Annotated in this window: 19 protein-coding genes, 2 tRNA genes and 1 pseudogene; 4 read left to right on the top strand and 18 right to left on the bottom strand. The window is 32.8% G+C overall.

Annotation, left to right across the window (positions count from 1 at the left end; genetic code table 11):
- Positions 1-193 precede the first annotated feature (193 nt).
- The 12 genes from RR643_RS08440 to RR643_RS08495 form a co-directional block, all read right to left on the bottom strand.
- A tRNA-Leu gene (locus tag RR643_RS08440) sits at positions 194-280 on the bottom strand.
- Positions 281-293: 13 nt separating this feature from the next.
- Positions 294-368: transfer RNA gene (locus tag RR643_RS08445), tRNA-Cys, on the bottom strand.
- Positions 369-476: 108 nt separating this feature from the next.
- Entirely contained in the window at positions 477-1,556 is a 1,080-nt protein-coding gene (locus RR643_RS08450) for an ABC transporter substrate-binding protein (protein ID WP_332482944.1), read from the bottom strand.
- Positions 1,525-2,349 carry an ABC transporter permease gene (locus RR643_RS08455; protein ID WP_332470210.1) on the bottom strand — a complete coding sequence of 275 codons (825 nt, stop codon included), beginning with the start codon at positions 2,347-2,349 and terminating at the stop codon, positions 1,525-1,527. The genes RR643_RS08450 and RR643_RS08455 overlap by 32 nt, the downstream gene beginning before the upstream one ends.
- Complete coding sequence (locus RR643_RS08460; RefSeq protein ID WP_332470211.1) at positions 2,349-3,134, bottom strand: ABC transporter permease; 786 nt, start codon at positions 3,132-3,134, stop codon at positions 2,349-2,351. The genes RR643_RS08455 and RR643_RS08460 overlap by 1 nt, the downstream gene beginning before the upstream one ends.
- Positions 3,135-3,137: 3 nt before the next feature.
- Positions 3,138-4,706, bottom strand: coding sequence for an ABC transporter ATP-binding protein (locus tag RR643_RS08465; protein WP_332470212.1), 1,569 nt, complete (start codon positions 4,704-4,706; stop codon positions 3,138-3,140).
- A 15-nt stretch (positions 4,707-4,721) separates the two neighbouring features.
- Positions 4,722-5,261: a helix-turn-helix domain-containing protein gene (locus tag RR643_RS08470; protein ID WP_332470213.1), complete on the bottom strand. Its 540-nt coding sequence runs from the start codon at positions 5,259-5,261 to the stop codon at positions 4,722-4,724.
- A gap of 241 nt (positions 5,262-5,502) precedes the next feature.
- On the bottom strand, positions 5,503-5,814 hold the full coding sequence (gene trxA / locus RR643_RS08475; RefSeq protein ID WP_332470214.1) for a thioredoxin: 312 nt from the start codon (positions 5,812-5,814) through the stop codon (positions 5,503-5,505).
- Positions 5,815-5,822: 8 nt separating this feature from the next.
- Positions 5,823-6,548, bottom strand: a complete 726-nt coding sequence (gene nagB, locus RR643_RS08480) for a glucosamine-6-phosphate deaminase (protein ID WP_332482945.1) — start codon at positions 6,546-6,548, stop codon at positions 5,823-5,825.
- Positions 6,549-6,591: 43 nt separating this feature from the next.
- A complete protein-coding gene (locus tag RR643_RS08485; RefSeq protein WP_332482946.1) occupies positions 6,592-7,428 on the bottom strand; it encodes an aldose 1-epimerase family protein in 837 nt (278 codons plus the stop codon).
- Positions 7,406-9,244, bottom strand: coding sequence for a YgiQ family radical SAM protein (locus RR643_RS08490; protein ID WP_332482947.1), 1,839 nt, complete (start codon positions 9,242-9,244; stop codon positions 7,406-7,408). Before RR643_RS08490 ends, RR643_RS08485 begins: the two co-directional genes overlap by 23 nt.
- 30 nt (positions 9,245-9,274) lie before the next feature.
- Positions 9,275-10,285 carry an acyltransferase gene (locus RR643_RS08495; RefSeq protein WP_332482948.1) on the bottom strand — a complete coding sequence of 337 codons (1,011 nt, stop codon included), beginning with the start codon at positions 10,283-10,285 and terminating at the stop codon, positions 9,275-9,277.
- A 142-nt stretch (positions 10,286-10,427) separates the two neighbouring features.
- Here RR643_RS08495 and RR643_RS08500 point away from each other — a divergent pair, with 142 nt between their 5' ends.
- Positions 10,428-11,426, top strand: coding sequence for a phosphodiester glycosidase family protein (locus RR643_RS08500; protein WP_332482949.1), 999 nt, complete (start codon positions 10,428-10,430; stop codon positions 11,424-11,426).
- Position 11,427: 1 nt separating this feature from the next.
- Positions 11,428-12,486, top strand: a complete 1,059-nt coding sequence (locus RR643_RS08505) for a hypothetical protein (RefSeq protein ID WP_332482950.1) — start codon at positions 11,428-11,430, stop codon at positions 12,484-12,486.
- Positions 12,487-12,512: 26 nt separating this feature from the next.
- Here RR643_RS08505 and cysK read toward each other — a convergent pair whose 3' ends face one another.
- Positions 12,513-13,436 carry a cysteine synthase A gene (gene cysK, locus RR643_RS08510; RefSeq protein WP_332482951.1) on the bottom strand — a complete coding sequence of 308 codons (924 nt, stop codon included), beginning with the start codon at positions 13,434-13,436 and terminating at the stop codon, positions 12,513-12,515.
- 101 nt (positions 13,437-13,537) lie between these two features.
- On the opposite strand from cysK, the gene epsC reads away from it, so the two are divergent.
- Entirely contained in the window at positions 13,538-14,059 is a 522-nt protein-coding gene (gene epsC / locus RR643_RS08515; RefSeq protein ID WP_332482952.1) for a serine O-acetyltransferase EpsC, read from the top strand.
- Between the two features lie 16 nt (positions 14,060-14,075).
- Here the strand turns inward: epsC and RR643_RS08520 are convergent, their stop codons facing one another.
- The 4 genes from RR643_RS08520 to RR643_RS08535 all read right to left on the bottom strand — a co-directional run bounded on the left by RR643_RS08520 (position 14,076) and on the right by RR643_RS08535 (position 17,659).
- The gene (locus RR643_RS08520) at positions 14,076-14,672 is read right to left on the bottom strand and encodes an immunoglobulin-like domain-containing protein (protein WP_332482953.1); all 597 of its coding nucleotides are present in this window, start codon (positions 14,670-14,672) and stop codon (positions 14,076-14,078) included.
- 53 nt (positions 14,673-14,725) lie between these two features.
- Complete coding sequence (locus tag RR643_RS08525) at positions 14,726-15,298, bottom strand: phosphate propanoyltransferase (protein WP_332482954.1); 573 nt, start codon at positions 15,296-15,298, stop codon at positions 14,726-14,728.
- 71 nt (positions 15,299-15,369) lie between these two features.
- A complete protein-coding gene (locus tag RR643_RS08530; protein WP_332482955.1) occupies positions 15,370-16,749 on the bottom strand; it encodes an NAD(P)/FAD-dependent oxidoreductase in 1,380 nt (459 codons plus the stop codon).
- A 67-nt stretch (positions 16,750-16,816) separates the two neighbouring features.
- Positions 16,817-17,659 (bottom strand): DegV family protein, encoded by an 843-nt coding sequence (locus tag RR643_RS08535; RefSeq protein ID WP_332482956.1) that lies wholly within the window; start codon positions 17,657-17,659, stop codon positions 16,817-16,819.
- A 117-nt stretch (positions 17,660-17,776) separates the two neighbouring features.
- Here RR643_RS08535 and RR643_RS08540 point away from each other — a divergent pair, with 117 nt between their 5' ends.
- Positions 17,777-18,298, top strand: coding sequence for a DUF1836 domain-containing protein (locus RR643_RS08540; protein WP_332482957.1), 522 nt, complete (start codon positions 17,777-17,779; stop codon positions 18,296-18,298).
- Here RR643_RS08540 and RR643_RS08545 read toward each other — a convergent pair.
- A pseudogene (locus RR643_RS08545) lies at positions 18,295-18,641 on the bottom strand (glycosyltransferase); the annotation flags it as partial. The gene RR643_RS08540 and the pseudogene RR643_RS08545 overlap by 4 nt on opposite strands.

Consider the following 18,641-nt stretch of genomic DNA (forward strand, 5'->3'; position numbering starts at 1 on the left):
TGAGCTCCTTCATGTATGAATATATTCTAACATAAACTCTTCACAACTTGAATATGATTCAAGTTGTTTTCACTGAACTTTCACGCATATTCCTTATCGCATGTGCTCTGTTCATCGCTATATCTTTACTTTAATCATAGTGAACTTTCCTAAAAGATAAAAAAAATAGACACATGTCTACTTTTTTATTAAATGGTGGGGATAATGGGACTTGAACCCATACGATGTTGCCATCACCGGATTTTAAGTCCGATGCGTCTGCCTATTCCGCCATATCCCCGATTTAGTTTTGTTGGAGGTTCCTGCCGGACTCGAACCGGCGATCACAGAGTTGCAGTCTATTGCCTTACCAACTTGGCTAAGGAACCAGTTTATCGTTTCCGTGCTTTATTATTATATATGAGTGCCTATGAAAAAGCAACAATAAAATAAACTTTTTTCACAAAGAAAAAGCGAGTAAATTTACTCGCCATATCTTATTGATTTTTTACTTTAATCCATAAGTCTGCTAAGACTTTTTTCATTGCTTCATTGTGTCTAAAGAATTCATCATTTGGATTGTCTGTACGTGGAAGATAAGCAACGTTACCATCAAATTCTCCACCCTCTAGTATCATTTCATCTAAAACATTTTTATTTGAGCTAGCATACCCTACAGTTGATGAATTATCATATGATGCATCATCTGTTAATACAAAGTTAATAAACTCATGAGCTAATGCTGGGCATTTAGCGTTTGCAGGAATCACCATTGCATCTACCCATAGATTTGTACCTGATTCTGGTAGATAGTAACTCATATCTTCATTTTCAGATAAGATGTATGCTGCATCACCACTATAAACAACTGCTAAATCTTTTTCACCATTAACCATACTATCAATAACTTCATCAGTTACATATGCAGGATTAACATTCTTATCAAGTTCTAATAACCAATTGTATGCTTCATTAATTTCATCCATATTTTCAGTATTCATTGAATAACCTAATGCTTTTAATGCAATCATGAAACTATCTCTTTCAGAATCGTACATGTAAACTTGGTTTGCATATTTACTATCTTTTAAGATATTAAACCCTTCTTTTTCAATGTCAGCAGGATCTACATTGTTTTTGTTATAAACGATACCTACACTACCCCAAAAATAAGGAACTGAATATGTATTTTCAGGATCAAATGATGCACCCATAATATTTTCATATAAGTTATCTTTGTTTGTAATTTTGCCCCAATCGATTGGTTGAAGTAATTCTTCATCTATTAAACGCTCAATCATATAATCAGATGGAACTAGAATATCATATTGGCTTCCACCTAATAATTTAGTGTACATAACTTCATTTGAATCAAACAATGAATAATTTACTTTTACATTGTATGCATTTTCAAAATCTGATATTACATTTTCACCAACATATTCTCCCCAGTTATATACATTAAGTACATCACAACCATATTGTGCAACTGGATCAACATCACTTGTTTTCTTACCACATCCTGTGAGTGATAGAGCTAATAAACTACATACTACTGTTACTAAAATCTTCTTCATTTACTTTCCCTTTTTTCTTTCTATCTCTAATTAGAGGAACAACATTGACTAATACTAATACAATTGTAATAACAAACACAATAATAGAAGACAATGCATTAATGCTTGGATTTACACGTTTATACATTGTATAAACATAAATCGAAATGTTGTTTACACCAGGTCCTGTTGTAAAGAATGAAATGATGAAATCATCAAATGACATTGTAAATGCAATAAGTGCACCGGACACAATACCTGGAGTAATTTGAGGAATAATAACCTTTATTAAAGCTTGCCATGGTGTGCATCCTAAATCCAAGGCTGCCTCTGCAAGATTATTATCAAGTTGTCTTAGTTTTGGCATAATACTTAAGATTACATATGGAATACAAAACGCAATATGCGCAATTAATAATGTCGCAAATCCTGTTTTAATTTGAAGTGATGTAAAGAATAACATCAATCCTATTGCAGTAACAATTTCCGGATTTAACATTGGAAGATTGTTGATTTGCATTACTGCTTCTTTCATAATTCTTTTTGATTTACTTAATCCAATTGCAGTAATTGTACCAACAATTGTAGAAATAATTGTGGCAAGTACCGCAATAATCACGGTATACCAAATCGCTTCCATCATCGTACGATTGTTAAACATCTTCTCATACCATTGAAGAGAGAAACCCGTAAAATTAGTTAGACTCTTTGAATCATTGAATGAGAATATAACAACATATAGAATTGGCAAATAGAAGAACGCGAGAATTAAAAATAAATATATTCTTGAAGGTAAGCTTTTCATCTTTTTCATTAATCGCCCACCTCTGCACTTTCATAATCCATTTTCTTTGTAATAAACATAGAAATTAAAATAATAATTGCCATGATGAGTGAGATTGCTGAACCGAAGTTCCAATCACCTGTTGATACAAAGTAATTTTCAATCAAGTTACCAACTAAGACAAAGTCTCCTCCTCCAAGTAATTTTGGAATAAAGAAGCTTGATACAGCCGGTAAGAATACAAGAGTAATTCCAGAAATGACTCCTGGGATTGATAATGGTAATATAACTCGTTTGAATGTTTCAAAACGATTTGCACCTAAGTCGTTTGCCGCAGCTATTAAACTTGGATCCATCTTTAATAATGATGTATAGATTTGAAGTATCATGAATGGTAAAAAGTTATACACCATACCAATATATACTTTTACTTCACCGGATACAGGTACATCAAGTAGAATTCCACGCCATGCATAAGTACGCACTAACATGTTAATCCACATCGGTAATGTGATTAGAAGAACCATCATTGTTCTTTTATTCACATTTAATTTAGACATAAAGAATGCCGCAGGATAACCAATCAATATACAGATAACCGTTGTTATTACCGCTAGTTTTAAAGAACGCCACAATACATTAGGAAATATACTATCGCTAAAGAAACGTGCAAAGTTATCGAATGTAAATTGTAGTGTTAAAACGCCATTACCTTCTTTTGTAAATGCATATAATACAATTAATAGCATTGGTACAACAATGAATATTCCAGCCCACACAACATAAGGATAAACTAATCGAGAAAAACTCTTCATCTTTTAGAAACCAACCTTACTCATGACATGAATATCTTCTGGTGAGAATGATAATCCCACTTTCTTGCCTTCTTCTCTAAAATCAGTTGTGTGAATCTTAAATTCTCTACCCTTTGTTGCGAATGTGATTTGGTAATCACCTTCATTGATGTGTTCATCATCAAAATCATACTTAACATCATAAATTTCAACAACACTATCGTCTTCAAGTGACCATGCAGTTGCGTTTGCCCAACGTTTTAAATCCGTATCTAAGGCAATACTTTCTTTGATTTCATCAACTGTTTTATAGAAATCAAATGCTTGTACGGCTTCTTCGTTATTTGCATCTTCTGTAAAGATTGGTTCAATTACAGTAATGTTAATGGTAATACTTGTTCCATTGCTTGTTTCAAAAGTACATGGGTATACACCCTTTGCTTCTTTTATATCATAAGTAACTTTATTAATTGATAAATCTTCATCATCAAAGTTCCATGCTTGCGCATTTGCACGTGCAATTACTTCACCTGTTGTTAGATTTGGAACATCTTCTAAATCCATATAGAAATTACTTGCACTGATTTTTTCTTTCTCAGCCTCATTGACAATATCTTTATTACCTAAGACATGCATTGTAACGGTTTTAGAGGTCCCTGATACTGTTTCTACAATGATTTCATAATGAACACCCTTAAAGAGCACTGACTTAACCTCGCCATTAAGAACACCTTTATTGCGTTGCACAATATCAATATCTTCTGGACGAATCATAATATCTACAGGTTCATTTTCTTTGAAACCATGATCAACACACGTATAATCTTTTTCATCGAAGTTAACTAAGTAATCTTCTTTCATGACACCATCAATAATGTTTGATTCACCAATGAACTTTGCTACATACTCATCAACAGGTTCATTATATATCTCAATTGGTGTACCTATTTGAAGGATTTCTCCTTCTTTCATAACGACAATTTTATCACTCATTGTAAGTGCTTCTTCTTGGTCGTGTGTTACAAAGATAAATGTAATACCAACTTCTTGTTGAATCTTCTTTAATTCATGTTGCATTTCTTTACGTAGTTTTAAATCTAATGCTCCTAGAGGTTCATCAAGTAATAACACATCCGGTTCATTAACTAGTGCTCTAGCAATTGCTACACGTTGTTGTTGTCCCCCTGATAAAAGTGTTACATTTCTTTTTGCATATCCTTCAAGTCCCACAAGACTTAACATACGATTTACTTTTTGTTCAATAATATCTTTTGATTGTTTCTTTATTTTTAAACCAAACGCAATGTTATCATAAACATTTAAATGAGGAAATAATGCATATTTTTGAAAGACTGTATTTAAGTTTCTTTTATATGCTGGAACCTTACTAATTTCATCACCATCAAAGATGATTTCACCAGATGTTTGTTCTAGAAATCCACCCAAGATACGTAATAACGTTGTTTTACCACAACCAGATGGTCCAAGTAATGTCACAAACTCATTTTCATAAATATCCAAATTGATACCCTTGAGTACAATTTGATTATCAAATGATTTCACAATGTTTTTAAATTGAATTAATTTTTTCATAGGTCCCCTCTTCTTCTAGAAAATTGGTGGAGTACATATCCACAATACTTTTGCACTTTGCGCTGAATCATTTTTTAAATAGTGTTGTTCATTCCCCTTAATATAGAATGTCTCACCTTTTTTAATCGAAATACCTTTTTTGCTTTCACCTTTTATAAGTCGAATACGTCCAGATAGTACATATCCAAATTCTTCACCCTCATGAGGTAAAACAAGTTGGCTTTCTCCATTTTCTGATAATTCTAAGAGAATGGGTTCCATTTCATTTTTTTGAGCATTGGGAACTATCCAATTCACAATACTTCCATCTCGTTCATCAACGAAATAATCATCCATACCAAATACGATTTTTTCATCTTTTTCTTCTTGGAAGAATTTCGCCATGGTTGTACCTAGTGCTTCCGCAATATCTTCCAGTGTTTGGATTGATGGCGATGTTAGATTACGCTCCAATTGTGATAAAAAACCTTTGGTTAATTCACAACGACTTGCTAATTCCTCTAGCGTCAGGTTGTTCTTGGTTCTCAGTTGTTTTATACGATGTCCGATATCCACAAAATCGCCTCCTCTTGTTTAGTATTACTAAACTATTGGTTTTCATTTAATAAACGCAAATATTATTATACTTAAACTGACTAAAAATGCAATAGTTTTTATAAACTTTTTGTTTAGTAACCATAAACTTGTATTCCTATTCTATTTCATCCTTCATAATTTTCCAACTGATGTGATAATTTAAACCTAATTTCATAACTACTCAACACAAAAAAACAAATAAAAAAGAGGCCTCAGCCTCTTACTTAATTAAATTTAATAATGATTCTAATGCTGGTTTTGGTTGGAATCCAACAGCGCTTTTCACAACTTGACCTTCTTTGAATGTAAATAATGCTGGAATCGACATGACACCATAGCGTTGTGCTAATTCCCCTAATGCATCAACATCTACTTTCACAAATTCAATTGTTTCGTATGATTTACTTAAATCTTCTAGAACAGGTGCAATCATCTTACATGGTCCGCACCATTCAGCAAAGAAATCTACTAATACAGGTTTGTTAGTTGCAATTAGTGCATCAAATTCTTGTACTGTTTCAATTATCTTCATTTTATGACCTATAATTTACTAGCTGCTGCTTTATCTACGATTACAATAACATTTGGATGGTTTTGTAATGCACTTGCAGGACAATCCTCAGAGATAGGCCCTTTAATCATACCATAAATAGCGTCAGCTTTGTTTTCACCAGTAGCTACTAACAATACCTTCTTTGATTTCATGATTGTCGCAATACCCATTGTAATTGCTTGAGTAGGAACTTCATCAATGCTATCAAAGAAACGAGCGTTATCTAAACGTGTTTTTTCTTGTAAATCAACGATATGAGTTAATGTATCAAAAGAAGTACCTGGTTCATTGAATCCAATGTGACCATTTCCACCAATACCCAATAATTGGATATCAATGTTGTATTCTTTCATTGCTTCTTCATATTTAATGCATTCTGCAGGAACATCATCACTATCACCTACAGGAATATGAATATTTTCTTCAGGGATATTTAAACCATCGAATAAATTTTCATGCATGAATGTATAATATGTTTGTTCATGAGACTTAGGTAAGCCAATGTATTCATCTAAGTTGAATGTGATTACATTCTTATAAGATGTACCGTTTGATTTATGATCTGCTTGCATCTTCTTATATAAACCAATTGGAGTTGATCCAGTTGCTAGTCCTAATACAGGTTTTTCATGAGTTAATACTTCTTCTTTCATCACTTTGAATGCTTCACTGCTTGCTTCATCGTAATTATCTACTACTGTGATTTTAAACATTTCTTCTATCTCCTTCTTATCTCATATATTTATATCACGTTTTCTAGTAAATTTCTATACTATAAGACGTTTCATAATGATGGTTTGGCGCTAAATTGATAGTTCCTTCTCTTTTCTCAAAAGGAATATCATTTTCTGCATAATCTCCATGTCCATGCCAAGGTTCAATACACATAAATGGTGCATTTTGTTTTGTCCAGAATGCTAACCAGCGATATCCTACTAAATCTACAACAACTCCATGCTTTTCATTTGTAAGTTTTACAGATGAAGATTTTGGATATTCAAAACAAATTGTTGGATTATTTTCAAACAAGGAATAATCGCATGGAATCTTCTTATCCTTGTTCATACTGAAAGGACCTAAGATTCCATTTAATACTTCTTCATTTGAGAATTCTAAATGATAATCTTCAAATTTCTCATTTTCGCATAGCGGGCAATTAAATGCTGGATGTAGTCCAAAACTGAATGGCATTGTATTTGCATCGTGGTTTTCAATTTGGTAGCGAATGTGTACTTTTGTATCAACAAGTGTGTAAATTACACGTAGCGTAAATTGAAATGGATAAAGTGCTAATGTTTCTTCCGTTGCATGTAAAACCATTGTGATTTGATTTTCTTCCACTTTTTCAACTTCAAATTCTGCAGAACGTGCAATACCATGATTACCCATGTGGTACTCTTTTCCATGAATAACTTGTTTCTTATTCCAAGTGTTGCTTACCATAGGGAATAGGATTGGGTTTCTTCCTGACCAAAATTCACTGTTACCTTGCCATAAGTACTCAATGCCTGTTTCTTTCATTTTGAAACTTGTCATTTCTGCGCCTTTTGTAGCTACTTCTAAAATTGCCTTATCGTTTTCTACTCTTACCATTTTGTGCTCTCCTATCTTGTGATTGTCTATTATTGTAAATTGGAGGTGGAATTAAACACTTACCATTATTACCTATTAAATCAAGACGATTTGCTTTCTTTAATGCTTCATAAACCAAGTCGTAATTCTTTGGATATGAGTATTGCATGAGTGCCCTTTGAAGTAATTTTTCATGAGGATCTTTTTCAACATAAACTTTCTTTCCTGTCATCGGATCAAGACCTGTATAGTACATACAAGTACTTAAAGTTGATGGTGTTGGATAAAAATCCTGTACTTGTTGTGGTGTATGGCGTATACGTTTTAAATAACACGCTAATTCTACAGCATCATGAATATCACAACCAGGATGACTACTCATTAAGTACGGTACTAAGAATTGATTCTTACCTGCTTCTTTATTGAGGCGTTCATATTTCTTAGTAAAGGAATCATATAATTCGAAATTGCATTTTCCCATTACATCTAAAACCTTATTTGAAACATGTTCTGGTGCTACTTTTAATTGACCGCTTATATGATGTTCAATTAATTCTTTAAAGAATGTATCATCTTTATCGTGCATTAAGTAATCATAACGAATACCTGAACGTACGAAAACTTTTTTAATTTTCGGCAGTTTTCGACAAGCTCTAAGAATTTCCAAATAGTCTTTGTGGTCTACCTTCAAGTTTGGACATGGTTTTGGATGCAAACATTCTTTATGCTTACATGTACCTACTTTTAGTTGTTTATCGCAAGAAGGATGGTAGAAGTTAGCTGTAGGCCCTCCTACATCATGAATGTATCCCTTGAAATCATCATACTCTGTTATACGTTTTACTTCATTCACAATAGAATCCTTTGAACGGCTTTGTATGATACGACCTTGATGTGCTGTTAATGCACAGAAACTACAACTTCCAAAACATCCTCGATTACTGATTACGCTAAATTTAACTTCTTCAATCGCTGGTATGTATTTATATCGAGGATGGAATTTACGCATATATGGTAAACTATAGGAAAAATCCATTTCTTTAGTAGATAATGGTAATGATGGTGTATTTTGTACAACATAACAATTCTTATATGGTTCTACCAATATCGTTGCATTGAGAGCATCATGATTCTCATGTTGAATTTTAAAACTCTCTGCATATTTGCGTTTATCATTTTTTATTTCTTCAAATGTTGGTAGTACCTCATGTTCAAATAAGGCATCAATTGATTTTGTTTGATACACTGATCCACGAATATAAGTAATATCTTTAATATTTAATCCACCATCTAATGCTTCCGCAAGTTCTATAATGCTTGTTTCACCCATACCATATAAAACCATATCTGCATTCGCATCCAATAGAATACTTGGTCTAACTTTATCATCCCAATAATCATAGTGAGCTAATCGGCGAAGTGATGCTTCAATACCACCCAAAATAATAGCGCTATTTGGAAATAACTCTCTTACTTTTTTACTATATACAATTGTAGCTCGGTCAGGTCTTTTCCCCATAACCCCTTCATCAGTGTAACTATCCTTATCTCTTCTTCTTTTATTTACGGAGTAATGATTCACCATTGAATCAATATTACCTGAACTAACTAAGAAACCCAAACGAGGTTCTGCAAATTGCAAGAACTCCTCATTCTTTTTCCAATTCGGTTGCGATAAGAAAACAACTTTATAACCATGTGCTTCTAGCATTCTTGTAATAATCGCTGCACCAAAAGAAGGATGATCAACATATGCATCACCCGAAATATATATAAAATCTGGTTGTTCCCAACCTCTTTGAAGCATTTCTTCTCTATTTATTGGTAGAAATTCCATTTTATCACCCATCACATTATACCAAACTTTCTAGAATGTAACTAAAACTCTTGTGAATTTATTTGTTCTTAATAAGGAACTTATGATTTGCGCAACCACAAAGATTATGATTGGTAACCAAATCGAAAATTCTTGATTCTTATAGTTGAAGAATGTTTGCATTAAATTCATTAAATAAACATGCATTACATAAACTCCAAACGTATTGACACTAATATAGGAAACAAATTTTGATATCCCATTATTCTTAATTTGAATTCGATATAATAAGGAAAACAAGACAACAACCCAGATCATAACAAAGGCATTATCATAGAAGAACTCTGCATAGGTTGTGCCATAGTAACTTGCACCCATAAATGTTTCATAATTCACTACAATTATTGTCATAACTATTAGAATTAAAACGTGTTTCCATACTTTAACCTCAGATTTGATAATTTCTTTTATCTCTGGTTTACCTAAGAAACCTCCCAAGAAAAAGTATGCAAAGTGATTCCATAACCTAAATGTTTGAGGTACATAAGATTGAACCAATGGTTTATCAATCGCTACAAACAAAACATTCACGATATCTGTTCCAAAACAAATCACAAAACAAAGTATCGTGATTAAAAGTGCAGTTTTGGGTTGAATAAACAATTTATGTAATATTGGTAAAAAGAAATGAAGTAGAACTAATGTCCCAATAAACCAAAATTGCCACATATTACCTTTTTGCATTAATCCTAGAGTAAATACTTCTATTGGATTAACCCAAGAACCCTTCATAGTAAAATTCAAAATACTGAAGATGAAACACCATAGAAATACTATCCCTAACATTCTCAACGACTTTATCGTTTGTCTTTTAAATGTAATTTTTTCTTTATTTAGTAATAAATATCCATTAACCATCAATAATAATGGAATTGCACAACCACTTAAGTAATAAACCCAGCGATCTATATTATTACTTGGTATATCAATCAAGTGAAGACAAATTACTGCAAAAGAGGCTATAATCTTAATTAAATCAATACTAACTTCTCTTTTTCTCATATATTTCGCCTCCGTTCAATAAGGATAACACGATTTATTAGTTTTTCAAGTTTTTAGAATATCACAAAATTCACCCAAAATTGTATGTTATAATGATTAGGCTAAATTTTTATTTAGATTTTTATTATGAAAGGAACTAACAATGACTAGAAAAAAGATTAAACCTAGTATAAAACGTATAAGTAAACAAAGCGTTCTCATTTTTTTAGCTGTTGTGATAGCATTTATGATTACTGCTTATGTTGGAGCATTAATTGTCTTAAAAGGACCTTCTCCTACATTAAGTAATTTGGTAACAAGTACATTAATGGAAACACGTAGAGGTAAAGCAGTGGCACACTTGTTCTTTACAAATGATGAGATTGAAGCAATTCTGCAAAAAAATACATTATATGTGACAGATGAAATCACAGATTATACAACTGAAGGATTTGATATTCCTGAAAGTGAAAAAGATAAAATAGAAATTATTCCAATTAGTGGACCTACTTTTAAAGGGACAATGATGATTATTCGAGATCCTTCTCGAATTGAACTTGGTGTCAATGTATTAATGGATACAAACAGCCAAAAAGGATTCCTCGTAGAAGAATTTGTCGCAAGTCAAAATGCGATTGCAGGTATCAATGCTGGTGGTTTTGATGATCCAGGTGGTAAAGGTGATGGAAGTATTCCTTATGGTATCGTCATTAAAGATGGCGAACTGGTTACTGGTAAATTAGATGATTATTACTCAGTCATTGGATTCAACGATAAAAATCGACTTGTCGTTGGAAATATGACTGCTGAACAAGCATTATCTTACAACTTGAAGAACGCTGTATCCTTTGGGCCAGTATTAATTGTAAATTATGAAGCAGTCCCTATTACTGGAACAGGTGGAGGTTTAAATCCACGTACGATTATTGGTCAACGAGAAGATGGAGCTGTATTGTTATTAGCCATCGACGGAAGACAAACGACATCACTTGGAGCATCCTATAGTGATTGTATTGATATTATGATGGAGTATGGTGCAATGAACGCAGCTAATTTAGATGGCGGTTCAAGTACTGTTATGGTCTATGAGGGTGAGATCATCAACAATGTTGTATCAATGAACGGAGATCGTCGAGTACCAACGGCGTGGATAGTAAAATAAGATGAAAAAACATTCAAAAATTCATATAAGCTTTTACAAAGGATTAGGTCAAACATTCCTTGTACTTATTGCAATTAGTTCATTCTTTCTTGGACTATTGTGGATTGGTCTAAACTATTATGAAAGTACTACCCCCAATGGAGCCCTTATCCATTACATTGATTTATTAGAGAAGAAACAATATAACGAAATTTATGATGAATCAAAAAAAGTTTATGCTCAATATAACGAGAAAGAAACCTATGTAGATTATTTAAAGAGTTTCTATGGTGATTTAGATTTAAGTAAAGCTACCTTTGAGAAACAAAATTATAATTCTACAGAATTTGAGTATTACGATATGTTGATTGATGGATCTTCCATTGCAACAATTGAAATAAAAAAAGATGCAGATAAGAACAAATGGAATGCACGAACACTAACCAATGTACATAGTTATAAAATTGATACACCTACGACAGACTTACAAATGGTAGTAAATGATAACTTAATTGGTAGTGATCGAATCGTTGCAAAGGACACACCATCAGTTGCTTATGCAAATTTGAAAGACCAAGAACAAGCTCCATTAATCACGCAATATTTTATTGATAATTTAATTGGTGATCCTAATATTGATGTTCAAAACAGTGATTATGTATTAGTAAAAGATGCAATTCTTGATCAATATTATGCAGGGCCTGTATTGGATGCAGAAACACTTAGTGAGTATGAAGAATTAATTAAAACAGTTGCGACAACATATTGTATGTACATCACTGAAGATGCAACATTTAATAGTTTGCGAAAACTAATGTATACGAAAACCGAATTCTATGATGCGATTCGCTCATTCAACAATGCTTATTTCTCAGCTCACGATCGAATTGAGTTTGAAAATATGAATGTATTTGATGTTGTTGAAATTAGTGAAGATGGGTTCATTGGATCCGTATCATTTGATTACATCGTTTATATCGGTGAGCGTTCTCAAACATACAGTAGTACTTATCAATTAACATTCTTAAAAGTAAATGGGAAATGGTTATTATCAAATCTTGTTATTGCTGAAGCAAATTAAAGGATATCACATTGTGATATCCTCTTTTATTTAAATAAATCTGTTGAAAGGTATCTTTCTCCAGTATCTGGTAATAAGACAACAATATTCTTGTCTTTGTTTTCAGGTAATTTCGCAAGCTCAATTCCTTTTGCCAATGCTGCACCACTTGAAATCCCTGCTAAGATGCCTTCTTTTCTTGCTAGTAATTTCGATGCTCTAATAGCTTCTTCATCCGTCGCTGTAATAATTTCATCAACAACTCCTGGATTATAATTCATGGGAACAAAATTTGCACCAATACCTTGAATCTTATGTGTTCCACTAATACCTTCAGATAAAAGAGGTGAATCTTTTGGTTCTACTCCAATTACTCTTGTTTTTAAATCATTTAATTTCAGTAATTGTCCTACCCCACTAATTGTTCCACCAGTTCCAATTCCTGCTACAAAAATATCAACTTCATTCTCTAAATCACGAAGTATTTCTCGAGCAGTAGCTATCAGATGAGCATTTGGATTATTTGGATTTTCAAATTGTGAAGGTATAAATGAATTTGGAATACTTTCTTTTAATTCATTAGCCTTTTCAATGGTTCCTTTCATTCCAAGTTTACCGTCTGTTAATACAAGTTTAGCGCCATATTGTTCAATTAATTTTCTTCGTTCAATACTCATTGTATCTGGCATTACAAGGATACACTGCATACCTAACGCTGCCGTTACCATCGCAAGTCCTATTCCTGTGTTACCACTTGTTGCTTCAATAATTGTTGTTTCTAAATCAATGTCGTCATCATCAATTGCTTTTCTGATCATGTTATAGGCAACACGATCCTTAACACTACCACCAGGATTAAAGAACTCAACTTTTGCGTATAAGTTTGCTTCTAAGCCAAACTCATCCATCAAGTTATTTAACTTCACTAACGGTGTATTTCCAATTGTTTCCAAAATGTTGTTTACCTTCATGGTTAATATCTCCCTCTATTGAATGTATTATAGCACTGAAAAATAAATATGGTTGAATTATTCACCCTAACCATATATCATATAAATCTAAGAGGTAAATTATGTTTAATGATATAAAAATGCAGATTCAACACATCAAGCAAAATGATCCAGCCGCTCGAAATACTTTAGAAATCATTCTACTTTATCCAAGCGTTCACGCCATTGCATGGCATAGACTTTCCCACATGCTTTATCAATGTCATTTATACTTCCTTGCAAGAATGTTTTCGCAACTTGCGCGCTTTTTAACAGGAATAGAAATTCATCCAGGAGCTACAATCGGTAAGGGTTTGTTCATTGATCATGGCATGGGTGTAGTTATCGGTGAAACCACAGTTATTAAGGATTATGTTCAACTTTTCCATGGTGTAACTTTGGGAGGCACTGGTAATCATCATACAAAACGCCATCCCACAATAGAGAGTAATGTTGTTATTGGCGCTGGTGCCAAAATACTAGGTAACATTACAATTGGTGAAAACTCAAAGATTGGTGCAAATGCTGTAGTACTGAAAGATATTCCACCAAACTCAACCGCAGTAGGAATTCCCGCTCAAATCATAAATGGTGAAAAAAAGTAAATCTTACAAAAAAGATTTACTTTTCAATTACATCTATACCATAACCCCATAAACCAGAGTCATTACGTAATAGTTTATTACAAGAATAGTTTTTAATTTGTTCTGTATCCACTAATTCATCGCCATACGCAACACATCGATCATAACCACTCGGTTCTTGGAAAATAACCTCATAATCAGTAATATTAGTTACCATCATTTCGCAAGGTTGATTTTTATCAACGGCATTCTTCTGAACACAAGTTTTATTAATTTCTGCGTTTGTATCATCTGGATTTACAGTTTCTTTTGTCGAACTCTCATGAACAATTACCGTAAAAGGTTCACTGCTTTCATTACCACTCATATCTTGTGCAACATATCTTAAATAATATTCACCTGCAATATTGAAGTTTACTCTTCCTTCTACATCAACATCACAAGGACCATCAGTCTCGTCATATGCTATTGCTGTTTCATAATTAATTGGATTACCAACCTCAGTTTCAAAAATATAGTTTTCAACATTTATCCATGGAGGGCTAATATCTTCAGGAATTGAAGAAGTAGATTGCTTGTTTATACATGCAGTGACTACGAATAAACATAGAAATAATATAATGTATTTCTTCATATAATTCCTCCTTTTCATTATTATACCAAAATAAAGATTGAGTTTCCTCAATCTTATTTAATAATTTCCCCTTGTGCTGTTCCACTGATACCTGCTGCATTTGCTTCATCTGTATCAATGTGCATTGCTAATGCAAAATCATCACGAACACGAATTACGGTATCTCCGAACACGATAGAACGTCCATCAGTTTCGATTTTAACACCAACGATTTGACCATTTTCAACACCAAATTTTTCAGCTTCGCTTGGTAACATATGAATGTGACGTTTTGCAACGATAACCCCTTCAGTAAGTTCTACTTCACCTTGAGGTCCAACTAATTTGACTGGTGCTGATTCCTTAACATCACCTGATTCTCTTAATGGTGCTTTAACACCTAAAGATCTTGCATCTGTATAAGAAACTTCAATTTGTGTAGCTTTACGAGTTGGCCCTAAAATTGACATATTAATTGTTCCTTTAGGTCCTACTACAGCAACTTTTTCTTCACATGCAAATTGTCCAGGTTGAGATAGTTCTTTTTTACAAGTTAATTCATAACCTGCTCCGAATAGTGTTTCTAGGTCTTGTTTTGACACGTGTACATGACGTGCTGATACTTCTACTAATACTTTTTCGCTCATTCTAAATCCCTCTCTCTATTAACTTCCTAACTATTATAGAATTATTTTAATCAAAGTTCAAATAAGTAACATTATTTCACAAGTAAATCTGCAACGATTAATCCATTGGCAGCTGCTTGTGATAATGAACGTGTAAATCCAGCTCCATCACCTAACGCGTAAAAACCTGGTAAACCTACAATTTCAAAATTATCACATTTTGGTCTTGCCGAATAATATTTACATTCTACACCATATAAAAGCGTATCATAGTTTGCGATACCTGGTGCTACTTTTTCTAATGCGTGTAGTGTTTCAATAATATTATCAAGATGACGTTTTGGCATACATAGACTCAAATCACCTGGAACAGCGTTTAATGTTGGCTGAACAGTAGATTGTTTTAGTCTTTTTTCATCTGTTCTTTTTCCTGATTCTAAATCGCCAAGGCGTTGAACTAGTACACTTCCACCACTAATTTTATTCGCAAGTGATGCAACATATCTAGCATATTCAATTGGCTCATTAAATGGTTCAGTAAATCGGATTGTACATAACAATGCAAAGTTAGAGTTTTCTGTCTTGCGGTCCAACTCTTTAAATGAGTGCCCATTCACTGTTAAAACACCATCTGTATTTTCTGTTACGACATGTCCTCTTTCATTGAAACAGAACATACGCGTTACATCACCATATGCTTTTGAACGATACAAAATCTTGGGTTCATAGATTTTCTTTGAAAAATGTTCCCAAACAATCGCAGGACATTCCACACGTACTCCAATATCTACTTGGCTGTTCTCTAAAGAAACATTATTTGTTTTACACCAGTTGGTGAACATTCTACTTCCTGCTCTACCTACTGCAAATATGATTTTATCTCCAGTTACTTTAAACTCTTGTTTGCCATTAGTAAAAGTAACTTCTTTGTTATTTTTGTTTACATCAGTTACTGTGCAACGAGTTTCAATTTGAATTTTCGTTCTTAAGTCCTCAACCATTTTTACCATGGTCTTAAAGTTTGCATCAGTACCTAAATGTTTAAGTTCAGCTTGTTGCATATGTAAATCATATTGAATACACATCCTCTTTAGCTCATCATTAGGTACATATCTCTCTTTTTGAGCACCATATTTTACAAGCACCGAATCTGCTTGTTCAATATAATTCATTACTACATCTTTTGGTAAGAAATCAGGTAACCATCCACCATATTCTGTAGAGATAATGTACTTTCCATCTGAAAAAGCACCAGCTCCACCAATTCCTTCCATAATGGCGCATGGATCACACTTAATACAATGGTTTACTTTTTTTGCAATAATAGGGCATTGTCTTGACTCTAATGGATTACCTCTTTCCAACAACAATACTGATAGATTGGGATCTTTTTCAATTAAACGATATCCGCACATCAATCCACCAATACCACCACCGATAATCACTACATCATAATTTTGTTTAAGCTCCATTTTATCCTCCTATTTACCCTTTTCCCAACTCATTTTAACATATAAAAAGGTATCACGAAAGTGATACCTAAAAACCAATAAGTACGCCACCCTTCATTGCATAGAATGAGGTTAATCCCTTGCAATCTCGAATCTCAATTTTTGCGCTACTACATGATTCAAGTATTTTGTTTTTAATGTATTCTGCAGCCTCTAGATTTTGACAATGACTAATATAAATTTGTAAATTATCTAAAGATTTCTTTTTCATCATGAGTTCAACGAACGCATTATATGCAGCTTTTTGCCCCCTGGTTTTCTTTGTAATTTGAATTTCACCTTCTGGTGTATTCTCGCAAACTGCTCTTATATTAAGTGTTGATGCAATGGCACCAACAAAATTACTCATTCTTCCTGTTTTAATTAAGTTAGAATAACTACCTAATGTAAATACAATATGCAATTCACTATTAAATGCATCAATTTCTTCACATATTGATTCAAATGTTTTTCCTTCTTGAATCAATTCAATTGTTTTCTTTATCAATACAATTAAGTGTCCTGCAGTGGAATGTGAATCACACACATGAACATTAATTGTACTTCCTTCATCTTCAAGTGTTGTTTTAGCTAAAACAGCACTATTATTTGTTCCTGATAATGCACTTGTTAAAGTAAAACAGAATACATTCTCCGATTTCTTATAGCCTTCTATAAAATCACCTGGAGATGGGCATGCTGTTGTAGAAGCGCCACTATATGAATCCATTTCTTCCAACATTTTAGTAACATTGATATCATCATTATCAACATATTCCGAATCACCTACTACTATTTTTAGAGGTACTACAGTAAAGTCGATATCATTTACATTGATATCGTTCGATCTTAAATCACAACTACTATCAACTACAATTCCAAATTTAGACATAATTGTCCTCCTTACATCTAATATACAATATTATGTTATGAAATTATACTTATTATGTCAAGGCATATTCATTTCCTTTTCCTTTTATGATAGAATTGTTCTAAAGTGAGGTCGTTTATGAACAAGTTCAATAGTCAATTTAAGCATTTCCATATTCCTAGATATGAGGAGTTACCTAGTATAGATATCTATAGTGATCAATTAATTAACTATCTTAAGGATACCCTTGAACCAATTCAAATTGATAAAAAGGATTCTTTAATTACGACTGCTATGATTAACAATTATGTTAAATGCGGTTTAATTCCACCTACCGTTAAAAAGCGTTATAATCGTAAGCATATTGCATACCTCATGGTTATTTGTGTGTTTAAACAAATTTATCCAATACCAAAGATTATTAAAATGATTCGTGTACAAAAACATTTATTTGAAACCGAATTGGCTTATGATTATTTTTGCATAGAATTAGAAAACGCCCTTCGTACTGTTGATATTAACTCTGTTAAGATGTCTAAAGACACCACATCAACTGGTAAAGAAGAACGTTTGTTTGTTCGTGCATCAATTTATGCTTTTGTATTAAAATATATGGTCGAAAACTATTTAGACTCAATTAATGAAGAAATAATTGGCTAGAGCTTATTAATTGATTCTACTGTATAACGTTGAGTTTTAAAGATGAGTTCAATCATCAGTGCACAATACTTAATAATGATAGCTAATAATGTGAATACACCAAAGAATGAAGCAGACATTACCAACATCATTGTCGTATAGCCCTCTACAGGCTTACCTAAGAAGTAAACTACAATTGTATAAATTACACCAAGGAGTGTTGCAATCATCATGAGAATAGCCATAAACATCGCAAATTGATAAGCAATGTTTGTGAATAAAATCAAACTAGTTGATGCAACATCTTTTCTATTTCTGGATAACTCTTTAGAAACTTGTTTTTGAACATCTGTTGTCGAAGTGT

Origin of the sequence: Anaerorhabdus sp. (genome assembly GCF_036637135.1) — a bacterium.
In the GTDB taxonomy this organism is placed as follows: domain Bacteria; phylum Bacillota_I; class Bacilli_A; order Erysipelotrichales; family Erysipelotrichaceae; genus Anaerorhabdus.